Here is an 18,110-nt window from a genome sequence, read left to right as displayed (position 1 = left end):
CCTGACCTGGTCGACGGGGTGGTCTCAGTAGTCGGGACGGCCCCGCGGCCGGTACGGCGCCGAGAGCTCGGCGAGGGTCTCCTGGACCCTGTGCGCGTGCGGCATGCACGAGAGAACGACCCGGCCGCGCTGACCGGCCGTCTCGACGATCAGGCTGCCCGATCCCAGCAGGCGGTCGATGGCGTTCTGCCGCACCGTCGCTGCGACCAGCCAGGCGAGCGGGATGTCCCGGCCGGCACGGGTGATCAGGCCTTCTCTGATCACGAGCCGCTGACTGGTGACGACGTAGTGGGTCGTGAGCTGGCGCAGCCAGGGCATCGCGCCGAGGTAGGCGATCGCCCCGAGAGCGAGGAACAGCACCAGGTACTGGACGGGTTTCTGCACCACGCCACCAGGCGCGAAGAAGACGCCCAGCACCGCGAGGACGAGAGCCACCACCGTCCAGAGCGCCGGAATGATCAGGCTGACCCAGTGCGGGTGCAGATGCAGGACAACCTCTTCGTCCTGGGTGAGGATGTCGTCGGGGAACGCCACGGTGACGATCGTCGCATCCGGCACCGACAGGCCACATTCGGGTCCGTCGCGTGGCGGGCCGGCTTGCGGAGTCCGCCCTGCCCGCCGTCACCGCAGGTGGACGACGTCTCCGGCGCTGTAAGCACGACCGGCCACCACGAGCCGCCCCTCGAGATCGACATCCGTCGCCCTGCCGATGTCGGCCGAGCCGTCCGGGAGCTCGACGCGGACCTCCCGACCGATCGTCGCGCACACCGCCAGATAGGCGGCGCGGGCCGCCTGAGGATCGGCCTCCCAGGCGGCAAGCGCGTCGACGAGCCCGGTGAGGATCCGTCCGAGTAGTTCGGTGCGGTCCAGGGCGACCGGATGGGCGCCGGCGAGCAGCAGACTCGTGGACCGGGCCGGCAACTCGTCCGGTTCCGCGTTGACGTTGAGCCCGAAGCCGATGACCACCGATGGCGCGGACGCCGGCACCGGAACAACCTCTACCAGGATGCCGGCCAGCTTCCCGCCCTCGACCAGGACGTCGTTGGGCCACTTGAGGACCGCGGGCACGCCGGCGACGGCCCGCACCGTGGCGACCAGCGACGTGCCGACGACCATCGGCAGCCAGCCGAGCCGGGAGACCGCGGTCCGCGGTCGGATGAGCAGGGACACGGTCAGGCCGGCCCCGGGTCGGGACTCCCAGGAGCGGTCGAGCCGCCCACGCCCGGCGGTCTGCCGTTCCGCGGCGAGGACCAGAGCGCGGCCGTGGGGGGCGACCCCGGGCTCTGAGCCTTCGCGCCACTGTCGCGAGAGCCCGCCCAGAGCCGGATCGCCGGTCTCCCCCCGCGCGATTCTGGCCAGGGCCGCGTTCGTCGAGTCGATCTCCTGGATCACGGTCAGGTCCATCCCGGCCGCCGCCGCGGCAGCCGTCAGCCGCGTGGCGTCGAGGGGACCCCGGTCACCGGCCGGGCCTGGTGACCGACCTCGGCCGGCGTCGGCGGCGTCGTCGGCGGCGGCGGCGGCGGGCGCAGCTGGATCCTGGAGCGGTTCCGCAGGGGCGGAATCCGGCGTCGAGCTCACGGCAGACAGCCTGCCAGAGCGGTTCGTCTCACGAGCGCAGGCTCGGGGCGCGCATCGACACACCGATGGTCCGGGCGATACGAGACCAACCTCACGTCGTCCGATCTGTGCCGGATGCCACGAGTCGGCCAGTGCGCCGACGTGCAGAGCGCTCCTGGTACCCGACCGGGGATACCAGAAGTGGGATGCTGTGACCTTCGATACGGCCCACCGGAGGCGAGCCCCAGATTCCGGTCAATCGATGAGATCAACTCCACAACAGTCGCGCACGTGAGCCCACAGGGGTCGTACGCTGCGGCCTATGGCTCTTCCCGCGTCCGCCGAGGATTCTGCTCCCGACCCGCACACCACCGCAGGGCGACTTGCCCAACTGCGGCGCGTGAACGAAGACGCGGTCCACGCCGGGTCGCAGCGGGCGGTAGACGCCCAGCACGCCAAGGGCAAGATGACCGCGCGTGAGCGGATCGAGGCCTTCCTCGACCCGGGCTCGTTCGTCGAGACCGACGCGTTCGCGCGGCACCGGGCGCACGACTTCGGCGTCCAGGCCAACCGCCCGTACGGCGACGGCGTGGTGACGGGGTACGGCACCGTCGACGGCCGCCAGGTCTGCGTGTTCAGCCAGGACTTCACGGTCTTCGGGGGGAGCCTCGGCGAGGTCTTCGGCGAGAAGATCGTCAAGATCATGGATCTGGCGCTGAAGACCGGCTGCCCGGTCGTCGGTATCAACGACTCCGGCGGGGCCCGCATCCAGGAGGGTGTCGTCTCGCTCGGCCTGTACGGCGAGATCTTCTACCGCAACGTCATGGCCTCCGGTGTCGTCCCACAGCTTTCCCTGATCATGGGGCCGTGCGCCGGCGGCGCCGTGTACTCCCCGGCGATCACGGACTTCACGCTGATGGTCGATCAGACCAGCCACATGTTCATCACCGGCCCGGACGTCATCAAAGAGGTCACCGGCGAGGACGTCGGGATGGAGGAGCTGGGTGGTGCCGCCACCCACAACTCGCGCAGCGGGGTCGCGCACTTCCAGGCCGCCGACGAGACGGAGTGCCTGGAGCTCGCGCGGGCACTGCTGTCGTTCCTGCCGTCGAACAACCTCGACGAGACCCCGAGTTACGACGCGGTGGACGACCCGGGCGCCGAGATCGATCCCGAGCTCGACACCTTCATCCCGGACTCGCCGAACACGCCGTATGACATGCATCAGATCATCGAGCGCCTGGTCGACGACGGGGACTTCCTCGAGGTCCACGCCCAGTTCGCCCAGAACCTGATCGTCGGCTTCGGGCGAGTGGACGGCCGATCGGTCGGGGTCGTGGCGAACCAGCCGATGCAGTTCGCCGGCACCCTCGACATCGACGCCAGCGAGAAGGCCGCACGCTTCGTCCGGACCTGCGACGCCTTCAACATTCCGGTGCTGACCCTGGTCGATGTGCCCGGCTTCCTGCCCGGTACCTCCCAGGAATGGAACGGGATCATCCGGCGAGGCGCCAAGCTGATCTACGCCTACGCCGAGGCGACCGTCCCCAAGGTCACCGTCATCACCAGGAAGGCGTATGGCGGCGCGTACGACGTGATGGGGTCGAAGCACCTGCGGGCCGACATCAACCTCGCCTGGCCGACCGCCGAGATCGCCGTCATGGGTGCCCGGGGCGCTGTGAACATCATCTACCGGCGCGATCTGGCCAAGGCAGAGTCTCCGGACAGCCGCCGGGCGGAGCTCATCGAGGACTACAACGATCACTTCGCGACCCCGTACATCGCGGCGGAACGCGGGTACCTCGACGCGGTGATCAACCCGTCCGAGACCCGCCGGGAGATCATTCGAGCCCTGCGCCTGCTGCGTACCAAGCGGGAGTCCCTGCCGCCGAAGAAGCACGGCAACATCCCGCTGTAGTTCGGCCCCGGACTTTCGCCGGCACGCAGCCGGTCCGCTTCCCACGCGCGCACCCGCTGGACGAGCGAACACGCGACGAGGGACGACGATGGACGGCAGGCTGCGCACGGTGCGCGGCCGGAGGTCGAGTGAGGAGAGGACCGTGGCCCAGGACGACGACGGACAGACCAGCCGGCCCCGGCTACGTCTGATCCGTGGGAACGCGACACCCGAAGAGATTGCCGCGGTGGTCGCGCTTCTGGCGGCGCGCGCGGTTCCGGTGGAAGGTCCGTCTCCCGTGCGCTCCGCCTGGGCGGATCCGGCTCAGGCGCTGCGTGCCCCACTCGCTACCGGAGCAGGTTCGTGGCGACGCTCCGGGATGAGCCCGGGTGTACGCACCCGAGCTGGTTGGTAACCGAACCGACAGGTGACGCCGGGATGTCGGTGGCATCACATCCAGGCACAACAAGAGCGAACTGTGCGGCCCGACTCGCCTAGACTTCAGGCAGGCCGGACGAGGACGGGAGCAACGTGCGTAAGATCCTCATTGCTAACCGGGGAGAGATTGCGGTTCGGGTGGCCCGCGCATGCCGCGACGCCGGATACACGAGCGTTGCGGTATACGCCGAACCGGACATCGACGCACTGCACGTGCGCGTCGCCGACGAGGCATTCGCGCTGGGTGGTACGACCCCTGGCGACTCCTATCTACGCATCGACAAGATACTCGATGCCTGCAAGTCGTCCGGAGCGGATGCTGTTCATCCTGGATACGGCTTCCTCTCGGAGAACGCGGATTTCGCCGAGGCTGTGATCGGTGCCGGCCTTACCTGGATCGGTCCGCCGCCCGAGGCCATTCGCCGCCTCGGAGACAAGACGGCGGCCCGCCACATCGCACTGGCCGTCGGCGCGCCGCTCGCGCCGGGCACCGCCGATCCCGTTGCCGGCGTCGATGAAGTCGTCGCCTTCGCCGAGCAGTACGGCCTGCCGGTCGCCATCAAGGCCGCGTTCGGTGGCGGTGGCCGCGGGCTCAAGGTCGCCTGGACCGCGGAGGAACTGCCCGAACTGTTCGACAGCGCGGTCCGAGAGGCGGTCGCCGCCTTCGGCCGGGGCGAATGCTTCGTGGAGCGCTACCTCGACCAGCCCCGGCACGTGGAGACGCAGGTCCTCGCCGACAGCCACGGCAACGTCGTCGTCGTCGGCACCCGGGACTGCTCGCTGCAGCGGCGCTACCAGAAGCTCGTCGAGGAGGCGCCGGCGCCGTTCCTCTCCGCGGAGCAGCTCACCGAGCTCTACGAGGCGTCCAAGGCGATCTGCAAGAAGGCCGGCTACGTCGGCGCTGGCACCGTGGAATTCCTGGTCGCCCGCGACGGCATGATCAGCTTCCTCGAGGTGAACACCCGGCTCCAGGTCGAGCACCCGGTGACCGAAGAGGTGTCCGGCGTGGACCTCGTCCGCGCCCAGTTCCGGATCGCGGAGGGTGAGGCGCTCGACTTCACCGACCCCGCTCCCCGCGGCCACGCCATCGAGTTCCGGATCAACGGGGAGGACCCCGGCCGCAACTTCCTTCCCGCTCCGGGAACAGTGACCACGTTCGTCTCGCCGGCCGGTCCGGGCGTACGTCTCGACACCGGAGTCGAGAGCGGCAGCGTGATCGGGGGCGCCTTCGACTCCCTGCTCGCCAAGCTCATCATCACCGGTGCGACCCGCCAGGAGGCGCTGGAGCGTGCCCGGCGTGCGCTGGACGAGATGGTTGTCGACGGCATGGCCACAGCACTGCCGTTCCATCGTGCGGTCGTGCGGGACCCGGCCTTCGCTCCCGAGGACGCCGCGGAGCCGTTCCGCATCCACAACCGGTGGATCGAGACCGAGTTCGACAACACCATCCCGGCCTTCAGCGGTGGCACGGACGCCGACACCACGCCCGAGCCCCGGGAGTCGGTCATCGTCGAGGTGGGCGGCAAGCGTCTCGAGGTCGTGCTGCCGGCGGGGCTCGGCGCCACCTCGACCTCGTCCGCGTCGCGTGGTGCCGCGCCCAAGCGGTCTTCCCGCGGCGCGGCGGCCACCAAGGTGACCGGTGACGCCCTGACCAGTCCCATGCAGGGCACCATCGTGAAGGTTGCTGTCAACGACGGCGACACGGTCGCCGCCGGCGACCTCATCATCGTGCTGGAAGCGATGAAGATGGAGCAGCCGATCAATGCTCATCGCGGCGGCACCGTCACCGGTCTGACCGCAGCCGTGGGCGCGGTGGTCACCAGTGGTGCCGTTCTCTGTGAGATCAAGGACTGATCTGCCTCTCCGCCCGCCGCGCTGTCTTCCTGCCGGCCGTCCACTTCATAAGCTGCGGGGTATGGACGGCGGCGAAGACAGCGCGACGGTGCGCGGGCAGGACACGGGGGCGACAGCCCCGCCGGCGGTGGCGCGACGGCCACCGCTGACCGGCCGTGTCCACTATCTCCTCGGCGGGACACTTCCTCCGACCTACAACGCGTGGATCTCCCAGGATTTGACCGCCCCAGGCTGGCGGACGCGGCAGGCGGCACGCCCCTTCGTTCTGATGCTGCCGTTTGCCGTGGTCTTCGCTCTGCTTCCGGGCGAGCTGGCCGTTCGCGCGGCGACGGTCGCGTTCCTCCTGGTCGCCGGGGCGGGGTTGGGCTTCGCCACCAGCGGCTTCTTCCGGAACCGGCGGCTTGAACAACACGGCTTGCCACCCGTGATTCCGCCGCACGAGGACGAGGATGACGAGTAACCGTCGGCTCCACGCCGTCCCCGGCCTGACCGGCGCCCAAGGATGATCATTCCTGCTCATGGTGCACCGGGCCGACGTGATAGGTGCGCTCTTCCGGACTCGTCCAGATGAAGTGTCCGGGTCTGACCTGGCAAACCTTCCACCGCGTCACCGGGCTGGTCGTGGCGGAAGGTGCGGCTCCGCGCGGCCGGTCCGCGGCGTGCTTGAGCCGGTGATGGCGGCGGCACGCCGGGCCAAGGTTGCCTTCCTCCGTCCTGCCGCTGTGGCTGCGCGGCCGAGTATGGTCGAGATCGCAGGCGGCTGACGGTTTGTCGCAACCTGGAAAGACACAGGTGGGATTACGAGCCCGGATATACCGGGCCAACGCGGCGGATGGGAATCGCCGACTCGCCGTCTCCACCACCCGTCCCTCCGCCGGGTCGGTGAGGATCCGCCGCCAGGTGCATCGCGGGTTGGCCGCCATCTCGCGGACGATCTCGGCGGGTATCGGCCCGTAGCCCGGGATTTCGCCGGGCTTCTCCGACAGGCCCGCCAGGGATTCCACCGGCACGATGACCTGCATCTCGATATTGATGCGATCGCGGTCATCTCCCATGATCAGGTCGTAGAGGACGTCGGCACGCCGCTGGTCGAGGTCTCGCTCGTCCTGCGTCGTTCCGGCCTTCTTCGCCAGCCCGTCGACCTTTTGGAAGGCCGCCACCATGCGGTCTGCGGGCAGCAGGGCCGAGAGGCGTCCCATCGCGTCGGCCTCGGCCCGGATCGTCACCCGACGTGCGTTCGCCGCCTTTCGACGCCGACGTTCGGCACCCTCCGGGTCCACCTTGATGACGCGGCGCCGCACGGCGGCGGCGAAGGCGCTGTGACTGGGGCGGCCGCCGCCGTTGCTCAGCACTCCTCCGGCGACCTCGTCCGCCTGTTCGTCCGTGAGGTTCGCCGTCAGTCGCTCCAGCGCGCTCAGACGCTCCAGGTCGATGGATCCGAAGCCGAGAGCGTTGACCGCAGCGGGCATGCGGCGAACCGCGCTGACCGCGAAGGCCAGCCGCCTGCCGCCCGCCGCCGGCGACAGCCTCAGCTCGGCAGCCAGTTCGTCCCCGGCGAACTCGTCGAAGGCCTGGTAGCGCTGTTCGCCGCCGTCGAGTTCGGGCGGCCGTAGCCGAGCAAACCTCGCCCGGACAACCAGCCGGGCGGCCTCCCAGCGCGCGATCTCCCGCTCGATCTGCACGTCGAGATGCAGACAGGCGCTCGCGTCGAGATTCTCCACCCATTGCGCGAACGGCGATTCCAGTATGCCGGCCACGTCACGTTCGTCCACAGCCGCTGCTTGCGGATCCGGGGCACCAGCGTCTTTCTCCCCGCCGGACCCTCCGCCCGGATCATTCGCTTTCCAGAATTCAGAAAATGAATACACTGCGCCACCTGCCGCGGGTAGATCGCCGGAAGGGTCAGGCTCCGGAAAAGATACGCCCGATCCATGTCTGCGCGATCGGCGGCCGGGAGTCGCGCGAGAGCATCGACTCCAGCCATCGAACACACGTTCGCAAGCATAGTCGATGCCGGCCGCCTCCGCCAAGCAGGTTCCGCATCCACGACGAGCGCCCTGCGAGATGCACGACCACAACCCCTAGAAAATGCTCGAGCCATCATTGATGCTCGACCAGTGCACTCGGGACCGACCAGCGGGCGACCACAACCTAGAGACGGTGCCGAAAACGCGGCGGGCGGTGGATCCGGCGGCGGGAGCGGCCTATGCTCACACCGTCATCCGAACCAGTCCCGGCGGCGAGGAGCGAGCACCGACCGCTGCCGCGCCGACCGGCGCGGCCGTCGCCATCACTCCACCGAAGGTCGACGCCGGCCGAAGTCGATTTCACCCCGCGTTGTCGAAGCCCGCGAAGAAGTCCCGGGGGCGCAGAACCCGGGCAGCCTCGGTGATCGATCCGGACAACGAGGGGTAGATGGAGAAGGTGTGCGCGATCTGATCGACGGTGAGACCGTGTTCGACCGCGAGCGAGACAGAAAGGATGAGCTCCGACGCGCGCGGGGCGACAATCACGCCACCGAGCACGCTGCCGCTGCCCGGCCGGCAGAACAGTTTGACGAAACCGTCCTCAATCCCCATCATCTTCGCGCGAGGGTTGCGCGAGAGTGGCACGGTGGTCACCTCGGCCGCGACGGCACCCGTGTCCTTCATCACCTGGGTGACTCCGACCGTGGCGATTTCCGGCTCGGTGAAGATGTTGGAGGAGACGGTCCCGAGTCGCAGCGGGCTCACCGCCTCCCCGAGGGCGTGCCACATTGCTATCCGGCCCTGCATGGCGGCCACCGAAGCGAGCGGCAGAACGCCGGTGCAGTCGCCGGCCGCATACACGCCGGGCACGGAGGTGCGCGACATCCGATCGACGTTCACGTGCCCGCCGGGACCGAGGCGAACACCGACCTCGGTCAGGCCGAGCCCCTTCGTGCGGGGAACGGATCCGACCGCCATCAGAGCGTGGCTCCCCGTGACGGTGCGACCGTCGGTGAGCTCGACGATCACGCCGTCGCCGATGCGGCGGACCGAGGCGGCGCGCGAGCGGTTGAGCACCTCGATGCCACGCCGCACGAACACATCCTCGATGACGCGCGCGGCGTCCGGGTCCTCGCCGGGCAGGACCCGTTCGCGGGACGACACGAGGGTGACCTCCGCGCCCATCGCCCGGTAGGCGCTGGCGAACTCGGCGCCGGTGACGCCGGAGCCGACGACGACCAGATGCTCCGGAATCTCCTTGAGATCGTAGAGATGGCGCCAGGTGAGTATGCGTTCGCCGTCCGGGCGGGCGGTCGGAAGATCCCGCGGGCTCGCCCCGGTGGCGACGAGAATCACGTCACCCACGAAGGTCTCGCCGGTGTTCGTCTCGATCGCATGCGGCCCGACCAGTCGGCCCGCCGCGTGGACCACCTCGACCTTCTCTCGCTCGAGTCGGCGTTCGATGTCCAGGGACTGGGCCTTTGCAAGCTCCCGAACCCTTTCGTACACCTGCTCCGGATCCACACTGACGACCTCCGGCGGCGTGAGCGGAGGAACACCCCCGTCCAGACCGCTTCGCATGCCCCACGCCACGGCGGGCAGCACCGCTTCGGTCCCCGCGCCCGGTCCATGCGGGCGGATACCGAGCCCCGGCGCCAGTGCGATATTGGTCATAGTCTCCGAAGTCGCGATCAGCGTCTTGGAAGGAACACAGTCGGTGAGCACACAGGCGCCGCCGATCCCATCCGAGTCGATGACCGTGACCGTCGCGCCCAGCGACGCAGCCACGAGCGCCGATTCATAGCCGCCAGGCCCTCCACCGAGAATGACGATGCGCGTCACGTGCCCTCCCGATCTGACATCTCCTCCTTTCATCTTCCCCTGCCTCGGCGGCTGCGCTCCTCCCGGTGCGGAGAGCTCCGTAGGATCACAGGCGGAAGCCACCATGCGCGAAGTCCACGAGACATCCTTCTTCCACCTTTGAGACGGAAATAGCAGCTATAGCCACGCACCGTCACCCCGAGAGACGACGATGACCTTGTACGCGGCGTACGCCGGCAATCTCGACCCGGCGCAGATGAAGGAGCGGGCCCCCCACTCGCCCGTCACCGGCACTGGATGGATCAACGGCTGGCGCCTGACCTTCGGCGGTGAGAACGTGGGCTGGGACGGGGCGCTGGCCACGATCGTCGAGTCACCCGGCAACCATGCGTATGTGCTGCTGTACGACCTCGACCGCTATGACCTGGAGCGGCTCGACGTGTGGGAAGGCGCGGACACCGGCCTGTACACCCGCATCCGCGTCAGGGTGTCCACCCTGGACGGCGAGGCTCTCGCCTGGACCTACGTGCTGAACTCCTACGAGGGCGGCCTGCCCTCCCGGTGGTACCTCGACATGATCGCCGATTCCGCCGAGAAGGCAGGGGCTCCTGCCGACTACGTCAAGGAGCTCCGCACCCGGCCGACGGCATAGTCGGCCGGGCGAGCGCAGGTCAGAGGGAGGCCGGTGGGCGGCGCAGCAGCTCCAGGGCGGCGCCGGCCAGCAGCCGCACCCCGACGCCGACGGCCCGCTCGTCGACGTCGAAGGCCCCTTGGTGCAGATCGTAGGTGGGACCCCCCGGAACGCGGGTACCCAACCGGGCCAGCGCACCGGGCACGTGGTTGAGATACCAGCCGAAGTCCTCCCCGCCCAGGGACTGCGCCACCGTGGTGGACGCGCCATGGCCAAGGGCGCGATCGACGACGCTCTGGAACACGTCGACGACCTCCGCACTGTTGACGACGGGAGGCACGCCGCGCCGGTAGTCGACCACGATCTGCGCGCCGTAGGGGGCGACGAGCTGCTCGGCGACCCGGGTCACGAGGGTGGGGACGGACTCCCAGGTCTCTCGGGACAGCGTGCGGATGGTCCCGCGCAGCTGCCCCGTGCGGGGGATGGCGTTGGCGACGGTGCCGGCCTGCACCTGCCCCCAGACCAGGGACAACGCCGACCGTGGATCGACCAGCCGGCCAAGCGCGGCTGGCAGGTCGGCGGCCAGCCGGACGATCGCGTACACCAGGTCGACCGTGTTCTGTGGTCGCGAGGTGTGGCCACCCGGCCCCGCCATCGTGATCTCGATGGCGTCGGCCGCGGAGGTGATCGGCCCGGTCCGCAGCCCGATGGTGCCCACGTCCAGCGCGGGATCGCAGTGCACGGCGATCGCCGCCGAGGCGGGCTTCAGCGCGCCGGCGTCGATCACGTCCAGCGCCCCGCCGGGCATGAGCTCCTCGGCCGGCTGGAAGACAAGACGCACGGTCCCCGGCAGCGACGCCGTACGCGTGTACTCGGCGAGAGCCAGACCGACGCCCAGCACCACGGTGGTGTGCACGTCATGCCCACAGGCGTGGGCCACGCCGGGCACCGTCGAGCGATACACGACGTCCTTGCCGTCCGGCAGCGGGAGCGCGTCCATGTCGGCCCGGACGACCACCACCGGGGCCGCCGGATCGCGATCCGCCCCGACGCCGATGTCACACCACAGCCCCGGCACGTCCGGCAACCGGTGCGGGGACAGTCCCGCGGCGCGCAGCCTCGCCTCCACCTGCCCGGCCGTCCGCCGTTCCTGCCGGCCGAGCTCGGGGTGGGCGTGCAGGTCACGGCGCAGCGCGACCAGCTCGGATTCATGCGCGGTCACCCATCGGGCGACGGCCGCGGTCTCGTTGGCCTCCATCTGCCGGCCGGGCTCCTCCCTGCGGGCGCCGCACGGGCCCTGACGCGCGCCGTTTCGGATACCGGACCGTCGGGTGCGCGCCGACGCACCTATCCGGCAACGACCGGACGGCCGGTATTCATCTCTTCCAGCAGGGTATCGACGACCCGGGTGAGATCTCCATCGGCCCGCCGGGCCACCGCCCGCTGCCGGGTGTAGCTCGCCCCGGTCTCGAGGATCACCAGGACGTCGGCGAGCTGCTGCGCGCAGTCCAGCCGGTGGGCGACCGGAAGCAGATCCTCCACGAGGTCCACGAGGTCGTCGCGGACCGATCGCACCCCGCCGCGGTCGTCGATCAGGATCTGCGCGTCAAGGCCGTAACGGGCCGCCCGCCACTTGTTCTCCTGCACCAGCCACCGCTGCGGTGTCGGGAGCCGGTATCCGCGGTCGATCTGGGTGTTCATCCGGTCGACGAGACACTGTGCGAGGGCGGCGACCGCACCGACCTCCAGCAGCGTCGGCAGCCCGTCACAGATCCGCAGTTCCACGGTCCCGAAGTTGGGATGAGGCCGGATGTCCCACCAGACCTCCCGGATCGTCTCGATCGTGCCCGCCGCGATGAGCGTCTCCATGAAGGACTCGAAGCGCGGCCAGTCCTCCAGCGGGTAGGGCAGGCCCGCGGTGGGCAGGCTGGCGAACACCTGGGAGCGCGACGAGGCCAGGCCCGTGTCCCCGCCCAGCCAGAACGGCGACGAGGCGGACAGGGCGAGGAAATGCGGGATGTACACCATCAGGGCATTCATGATCGGCATCGCCTTGTCCGGCGAACGAACCCCGACGTGCACGTGGACGCCGAAGATGAGCAGCCGGCGGGCCAGCCACTGCATCTGGCTGACCAGCCGCGAGTACCGGTTGTCGTCGGTGATGCGCTGCCCGGCGTAGTCGCTGGTGGGATGGGTGCCGCTGCACATCAGGCCGACCCCGCGCCGCTCCGCCAGGTCACGCAGCAGCGACACCGTGCCGGCCAGGTCGGCGGTCGCCTCCCCCACCGACCCGCAGACCCCGGTGATGACCTCGACGGTCGACTCGAACAGCTCGTGTTTCGCCTTGGCCGCCTCCCGCTCGCCGACCTTCGCCCGCAGCTCGTCGAGGATGAGGGTGGCCTCGCCGCGCAGCTCGCGGGACTGTTGGTCGACGAGCTGCAGTTCCCACTCGATGCCGAGACTGGAGCTCGTCGAGGACGAGAAGGGAATCTGCACCTGGGCTCCTCGGATCGGGGCCGATGCCGGTGTCGGGCGGCCGTCACCGTTCCGCTCGGCTCACGGACAGCAGGAGCTGAGTACCCATTCGAGCCGTTCCTACCCCCGCTCCCCTCCCGCGGAGGCCGGCGCAGCCGCCGTAGCCGGGGGGGCCGCGGCAATGACTCGTACGCCCAGTTCACGAAGCTGACGGTCGGTCACCTGGGTGGGCGCCCCCGTCAGCGGGTCGAGACCGGACTGGGTCTTCGGGAAGGCGATGACCTCACGGATGTTCTCCTCACCCGCGAGGATGGCGACCAACCGGTCGATGCCGACCGCGAAACCGCCATGCGGCGGCGCACCGTAGCCAAACGGGGTGAGGAAGAAGCCGAACCGGGCGTTCGCCTCGTCGGGCGTGATCCCGAGCAGGCCGAAGATGCGCTGCTGCAGGGCGCTCTCGTGGATCCGGATCGAACCGGACCCGAGCTCCCAGCCGTTGAGCACCAGGTCGTAGGCGCGGCTGCGCACCGCGAGCGGTTCGCTCTCCAGCTTCGCGATGTCGTCGGGATGCGGGCGGGTGAAGGGGTGGTGCCCGGGCTTGGGCCGCCCGGTGGCCGGGTCGACGCCGACGAACAGCGGGAAGTCCACCACCCACACGAACCGCAGCGGCCCCTGGCCGGCCGGCGGGCGACCGAGATCGTTGCGGAGCTGTCCGAGCACCTCGCAGGTGGTCGCCCACGCGTCGGCGACCAGCAGCAGCAGGTCGCCCTCGACGGCGTCGGTCGCGGCGACGATCCCGGCGAGTTCGTCCGCCGAGAGGAACTTCGCCACCGGCGACTCCAGCTCACCACCGGCGCCCACCCGCATCCACACCAGGCCCTTGGCGCCCAGTGCCTTGGCCCGCGTGGTGAGATCGTCCAGCCGGCGCCGGTTGTGCGCGGCCGAGCCACCGGGCACCCGAATGCCCTTGATCGCCTCGGCGCCGGCGAACGCCTTGAAGCCGCTGCCGGCGAAGATCGCGGTGAGCTCGACGAGCTCCATCCCGAATCGCAGGTCCGGCTTGTCGACGCCGAAGCGGTTCATCGACTCGTGCCAGGTGATCCGTTCGATCGGCGGCACCGTGTCGGTCCGCACCGCCCGCGCCGCGGCCAGCACCGCGGCGGAGATCACGTCGAGCACGTCGTCCTGGTCGACGAAGCTCATCTCGAGGTCGAGCTGGGTGAACTCGTACTGCCGGTCAGCGCGCAGGTCCTCGTCCCGCAGGCAACGCGCGAACTGGAAGTAGCGGTCGGTCCCGCCCACCATGAGCAGCTGCTTGAACAGCTGCGGCGACTGCGGCAGGGCGTAGAAGCTTCCCGGGAACTGCCGGGACGGGACGATGAACTCCCGGGCACCCTCCGGCGTCGACGGCATCAGCAGCGGCGTCTCCACCTCGACGAAGTCGAGGGGCGCCAGGGCGGCGCGCATCGCGCCCAGCACCGCGGAGCGGGTCCGCAGGTTGCGCTGCATCCGCTCCCGACGCAGGTCGAGGTAGCGATAGGCCAGCCGGGTGGACTCGTCGACGGCGTCGGCCCGGTCGTCGAGGGGGAACGGCGGCGGGGTGGCGACCGACAGGATCTCGACAGCGCAGTCGCGCAGCTCGACCTCCCCCGTCGCCAGCGCCGGGTTCGCCGTGCCCTCCGGCCGGATGGCCACCGTGCCGGTGACTCGCAACACGTACTCGGAGCGGACGTCGACGGATCCGTCGACGACGACCTGCAGGAGGCCGGAGTGGTCCCGCAGGTCGACGAAGGTCAGCGACTGCCCGTGCTGGCGGCGGTGGGCCACCCAGCCGCACACCGACACGGTCCGGCCGACGTGATCGGCCCGCAGGTCAGCGCACAGATGCGTGCGCATGGCCGTACGCTGCCCGCTGGCCGCGGAGACCCCCGGCTCCGGGATCGGTAGCTCGCCGGTGGCCGGCTGGGTTGTAGTCATCGGTCCGTTGTTCCCATCGCTGTCCGGTTCGGCCCACCGGGCGCGGTGTCACGCCAGTGCTGTGGCGATATCGTCACGCCCGCCGCGGGATCCCGTCCCGACCTTATCGGCCGCTGCGTCGGGACGGTCCGGTCAGGCCGCCGCGCCTCGCGTCAGGTCGCGCACCCACGCGAGAGGCTCGCCCCCACCCGAGAAGGTGGTCCCGGTCGTCCGCCGTCCGGCGCGCCCGACCGGTCGCCTAGCGACGCAGCGCGCGGATGAAGCGGCCGGCCTCGGTGCGCAGCCGGGCCGGGACGCGCAGGACCTGGCGTCCGCGCGGCGTGCTGAGTTCCACCGTGATGACGTCGCCGTGCTTGACCCCGCGGGAGGCGCTCACCTCGCGACGGTCGAACACGACGTCGAACCAGTCGCCGTCCCGGGGAAACGGCGCGACGACGAGCAGCCGTCTGTCGGTGAGCACGATCCACCGGGAGGCACCGACCCGATGGCCGACGAACGTCTCCACCTTCGACGTCAGCCGTCCCGGCCCGTCGGGATCGGTCAGCCGTCCCCGCAACACGACCTCGGTGAACTCACCGGACTCCAGCGGCACGGACGGGAGCCGGCGGTGGGACGGCAACAGGGGCACGCACGCCAGTCTCCTCCACGCACCCCGTACAGTCGCCGGGTGCGAGAGCAGGCGGAGGAACCGGATGCGGCGGCCTCGGCCGCGCGGCTGGCGGAGCTGACCGGGGCCGGGCGGCACGACGTGGCGATTCTGCTGGGCTCGGGGTGGCGCCCGGCCGCGGACGTGCTCGCGCGACGGGCCAGGGAGGTCACCGAAGTCACCTTCGCCGAGCTCGGGGGCTTTCCACCGGGCACCAAGGTGCCCGGTCATCGGCCGGTCGCCCAGTCGCTGCGCCTCGAGGACCGCCGGCTGCTCGTCTACCTGGGCCGGGTGCACGCGTACGAGGGCCACGCGCTGTCACAGGTGGTGCACGCCGTGCGGCTGGCCTGCGCCGCGGGTGCGTCGACGGTCGTGCTGACGAACGCCGCCGGCGGGCTTCGCGCCGACATGACCATCGGCCAGCCGGTCCTCATCTCCGACCATCTCAACCTGACCGGACGATCACCGCTCGTGGGACCCGCCTTCACCGATCTCACCGACGCCTACTCGCCACGGCTGCGCGCCCTGGCCCGCGAGGTCGACCCGTCGCTGTCGGAGGGTGTCTACGCCGGCCTGCCCGGACCGCACTTCGAGACGCCCGCGGAGATCAGGATGCTGCGGGTGCTGGGCGCCGATCTGGTGGGCATGTCGACGGTGCACGAGACGATCGCCGCCCGGGCCGCCGGCGCCGAGGTGCTGGGCGTGTCACTGGTGACCAACCTTGCGGCGGGCATGACCGGCGAGCCGTTGAACCACCTGGAAGTGCTGGCCGCCGGGGCGGCCGCGGCGGAACGCATGGGGGTTCTGCTCGCCGACGTCGCCGCCCGGCTCTAGAGACGGCGAGATCGTGACGGCACCGGCCACGGCGAGACCATGACGGCGTCGGCCACCGACCTGCCGCCGGGGCTGCCCGATCCGCTGGCCGGACGGGTCCGGGCCTGGCTCGCCGACGACCCGGACGACGCGGACCGGGCCGAGCTGACCCGGCTGTGCGCCGAGGCCGTCCGCGACCCGGCGGCGCTCGACGAACTCGCCGACCGGTTCCGGGCGCCGTTGCGGTTCGGGACGGCGGGGCTGCGCGGGCCGCTGCGGGCCGGACCCGGCGGGATGAACACGGCCGTGGTGCGCCGTACCGCCGCCGGCCTGGCCGCCTGGCTGCGCGCCACGGTGCCGGCAGAGGCGGTCGCGCCGGCGGGCGCCCAGGCAGACACGACGGCGCGGGCGGGAGCGCAGGCGGGAGCGGGGGGTGGCACCCCGGCCGCGCCTGCCCTGGTCGTCATCGGCTACGACGCTCGGCACCGCAGCGAGGCGTTCGCGCTGGACAGCGCGCGGGTCCTCGCCGGGGCCGGGCTGCGCGCCCTGGTCCTGCCCGAGCCGCTGCCCACGCCGGTGCTGGCCTTCGCCGTGCGTCACCTGCGCGCCGACGCCGGCGTGATGGTCACCGCCAGCCATAATCCGGCCACCGACAACGGCTACAAGGTCTACCTGGGTGGCGCCGAGCCGGACCCGGGTCGCGGTGCGCAACTCGTCGCCCCCGCCGACGCCGACATCGAACGGCGCATCGCCGCCGCCGGTCCGGCCGCCGCAATACCGATGGCCGAGACCTGGCGCCAGCTCGACGGACGGCTCGTCGAGGACTACATCCACGCCGCCGTGGCGGCAGTCCTCGACCTGGCACCGACGGCCGACCCTGCGCCGACGGCCGGCCCGGATGAGCCCGAGCCCGAGCCCGTGCCCGTGCCCGTGCCGGCGATCGTCGCGTACACCCCGCTGCACGGGGTCGGCGCCCGGACTCTCGCCGCCGTCTTCGCCGCCGCCGGGCTCGCGGCCCCGGCACTCGTCGACGAGCAGGCCGAACCCGATCCGGACTTCCCGACCGTCTCCCGGCCGAACCCCGAGGAGGCGGGCACGATGGACCGGGCGCTGGCTCTCGGAGACCGCATCGGCGCGGATCTGGTGCTGGCAACCGATCCCGACGCGGACCGCTGCGCCGTCGCGGTGGGCGGGCGGTTGCTCACCGGCGACGAGATCGGCCTGCTCCTCGCCGATCAGGTGCTCCGCCACCGGCCCGGCCCGGTGGCGACCACCCTGGTCAGCTCGTCCGGCCTGCGCGCGCTGGCGCGGAGCTGGGGGGTCGAATACCGCGAGACGCTCACCGGCTTCAAGTGGATCATGCGGGCGGATCCGGGACTCGTCTTCGGTTACGAGGAGGCGCTCGGCTACGCCCTCGTCCCGGACCTGGTGCGCGACAAGGACGGCATCACCGCGGCGCTGGCCGTCACGCTCATCGCCGCCGCCGCGAAGCGGCGCGGCCGGACCCTGCTGGATCTCCTCGACGAGTTGGCGGCGCGGATCGGCGTACACGAGACCGGGCAGCGCTCAGTCCGCTTCGCCGACGCCGCCCGGATCGCCACGGCGATGCGGCGACTGCGCGCCCAGCCCCCGCCTCGACTCGCGGACCGCGCGGTGACGGGCCGGCGCGATCTCCTCGACGACGGCGTCCCGCCGACGGCGGATGCCCTGCCGACGGCGGATGCCCTGCCGTCGGCCGACATTCTCGTCCTGTTCCTCGGCGACGACCGGGTGACCTTCCGGCCGAGCGGGACCGAGCCGAAGCTGAAGGTCTACCTCGAGGTCGTCGAGCCGGTCGACGACACAGCGACCCCCCAGAACACCGAGGACACCGAGGACACCGAGGACACCGAGAACACCGAGAACACCGAGAACACGGTGGTCAGCGCCGTCACCGCGGCCCGCGAGCGAGCCCGGTCCCGGCTGGCCGAGCTCACCGCCGCCGTCGACGATCTACTCGGCCAGCTCGGGTAGCCGCCCCGTGACCCGCAGCCA

At 70.8% G+C, this 18,110-nt stretch carries 15 protein-coding genes; 7 read left to right on the top strand and 8 right to left on the bottom strand.

Going from position 1 to position 18,110, the window contains the following annotated elements; genetic code table 11:
• Window positions 1–24: 24 nt before the first annotated feature.
• Together FRAAL_RS05295 and FRAAL_RS05290 are read right to left on the bottom strand one after the other, a co-directional pair.
• Entirely contained in the window at window positions 25–558 is a 534-nt protein-coding gene (locus FRAAL_RS05295) for a PH domain-containing protein (RefSeq protein WP_011602416.1), read from the bottom strand.
• Between the two features lie 63 nt (window positions 559–621).
• Entirely contained in the window at window positions 622–1,578 is a 957-nt protein-coding gene (locus FRAAL_RS05290) for a biotin--[acetyl-CoA-carboxylase] ligase (RefSeq protein ID WP_308204172.1), read from the bottom strand.
• A gap of 301 nt (window positions 1,579–1,879) precedes the next feature.
• Between FRAAL_RS05290 and FRAAL_RS05285 the strand changes: the two genes are divergently transcribed.
• From FRAAL_RS05285 to FRAAL_RS05275, 4 genes are all read left to right on the top strand, one after another.
• Entirely contained in the window at window positions 1,880–3,475 is a 1,596-nt protein-coding gene (locus tag FRAAL_RS05285; protein WP_041938877.1) for an acyl-CoA carboxylase subunit beta, read from the top strand.
• A gap of 88 nt (window positions 3,476–3,563) precedes the next feature.
• Window positions 3,564–3,869 carry an acyl-CoA carboxylase subunit epsilon gene (locus tag FRAAL_RS31335; RefSeq protein WP_306280639.1) on the top strand — a complete coding sequence of 102 codons (306 nt, stop codon included), beginning with the start codon at window positions 3,564–3,566 and terminating at the stop codon, window positions 3,867–3,869.
• A 116-nt stretch (window positions 3,870–3,985) separates the two neighbouring features.
• The gene (locus tag FRAAL_RS05280) at window positions 3,986–5,746 is read left to right on the top strand and encodes an acetyl/propionyl/methylcrotonyl-CoA carboxylase subunit alpha (RefSeq protein WP_011602412.1); all 1,761 of its coding nucleotides are present in this window, start codon (window positions 3,986–3,988) and stop codon (window positions 5,744–5,746) included.
• A 61-nt stretch (window positions 5,747–5,807) separates the two neighbouring features.
• A complete protein-coding gene (locus tag FRAAL_RS05275) occupies window positions 5,808–6,206 on the top strand; it encodes a DUF5313 family protein (protein ID WP_041938876.1) in 399 nt (132 codons plus the stop codon).
• Window positions 6,207–6,252: 46 nt separating this feature from the next.
• Here the strand turns inward: FRAAL_RS05275 and FRAAL_RS05270 are convergent, their stop codons facing one another.
• Complete coding sequence (locus FRAAL_RS05270; protein ID WP_231861515.1) at window positions 6,253–7,518, bottom strand: HNH endonuclease signature motif containing protein; 1,266 nt, start codon at window positions 7,516–7,518, stop codon at window positions 6,253–6,255.
• 555 nt (window positions 7,519–8,073) lie between these two features.
• Window positions 8,074–9,555, bottom strand: a complete 1,482-nt coding sequence (locus FRAAL_RS05265; RefSeq protein WP_011602409.1) for an NAD(P)H-quinone dehydrogenase — start codon at window positions 9,553–9,555, stop codon at window positions 8,074–8,076.
• A gap of 190 nt (window positions 9,556–9,745) precedes the next feature.
• Between FRAAL_RS05265 and FRAAL_RS05260 the strand changes: the two genes are divergently transcribed.
• Window positions 9,746–10,186 (top strand): gamma-glutamylcyclotransferase family protein, encoded by a 441-nt coding sequence (locus tag FRAAL_RS05260; protein WP_011602408.1) that lies wholly within the window; start codon window positions 9,746–9,748, stop codon window positions 10,184–10,186.
• A gap of 19 nt (window positions 10,187–10,205) precedes the next feature.
• Here FRAAL_RS05260 and FRAAL_RS05255 read toward each other — a convergent pair whose 3' ends face one another.
• The 4 genes from FRAAL_RS05255 to FRAAL_RS05240 form a co-directional block, all read right to left on the bottom strand.
• On the bottom strand, window positions 10,206–11,423 hold the full coding sequence (locus tag FRAAL_RS05255; protein ID WP_011602407.1) for an amidohydrolase: 1,218 nt from the start codon (window positions 11,421–11,423) through the stop codon (window positions 10,206–10,208).
• Window positions 11,424–11,512: 89 nt separating this feature from the next.
• The gene (locus FRAAL_RS05250) at window positions 11,513–12,661 is read right to left on the bottom strand and encodes a glutamate--cysteine ligase (RefSeq protein ID WP_011602406.1); all 1,149 of its coding nucleotides are present in this window, start codon (window positions 12,659–12,661) and stop codon (window positions 11,513–11,515) included.
• A 99-nt stretch (window positions 12,662–12,760) separates the two neighbouring features.
• Window positions 12,761–14,617 carry an aspartate--tRNA ligase gene (gene aspS, locus FRAAL_RS05245; RefSeq protein WP_011602405.1) on the bottom strand — a complete coding sequence of 619 codons (1,857 nt, stop codon included), beginning with the start codon at window positions 14,615–14,617 and terminating at the stop codon, window positions 12,761–12,763.
• A 238-nt stretch (window positions 14,618–14,855) separates the two neighbouring features.
• Window positions 14,856–15,245, bottom strand: a complete 390-nt coding sequence (locus tag FRAAL_RS05240) for a hypothetical protein (protein WP_041938875.1) — start codon at window positions 15,243–15,245, stop codon at window positions 14,856–14,858.
• A 39-nt stretch (window positions 15,246–15,284) separates the two neighbouring features.
• Here FRAAL_RS05240 and FRAAL_RS05235 point away from each other — a divergent pair, with 39 nt between their 5' ends.
• Window positions 15,285–16,097, top strand: coding sequence for a purine-nucleoside phosphorylase (locus FRAAL_RS05235; protein WP_011602403.1), 813 nt, complete (start codon window positions 15,285–15,287; stop codon window positions 16,095–16,097).
• A 39-nt stretch (window positions 16,098–16,136) separates the two neighbouring features.
• Window positions 16,137–18,089 carry a phospho-sugar mutase gene (locus tag FRAAL_RS05230; protein ID WP_011602402.1) on the top strand — a complete coding sequence of 651 codons (1,953 nt, stop codon included), beginning with the start codon at window positions 16,137–16,139 and terminating at the stop codon, window positions 18,087–18,089.
• Window positions 18,090–18,110 lie beyond the last annotated feature (21 nt).

It is taken from the genome of Frankia alni ACN14a (genome assembly GCF_000058485.1).
Taxonomy (GTDB): domain Bacteria; phylum Actinomycetota; class Actinomycetes; order Frankiales; family Frankiaceae; genus Frankia; species Frankia alni.
The sequence above is the reverse complement of the archived record's forward strand: the minus strand, read 5'-3'. Positions and strand labels throughout refer to the sequence as shown.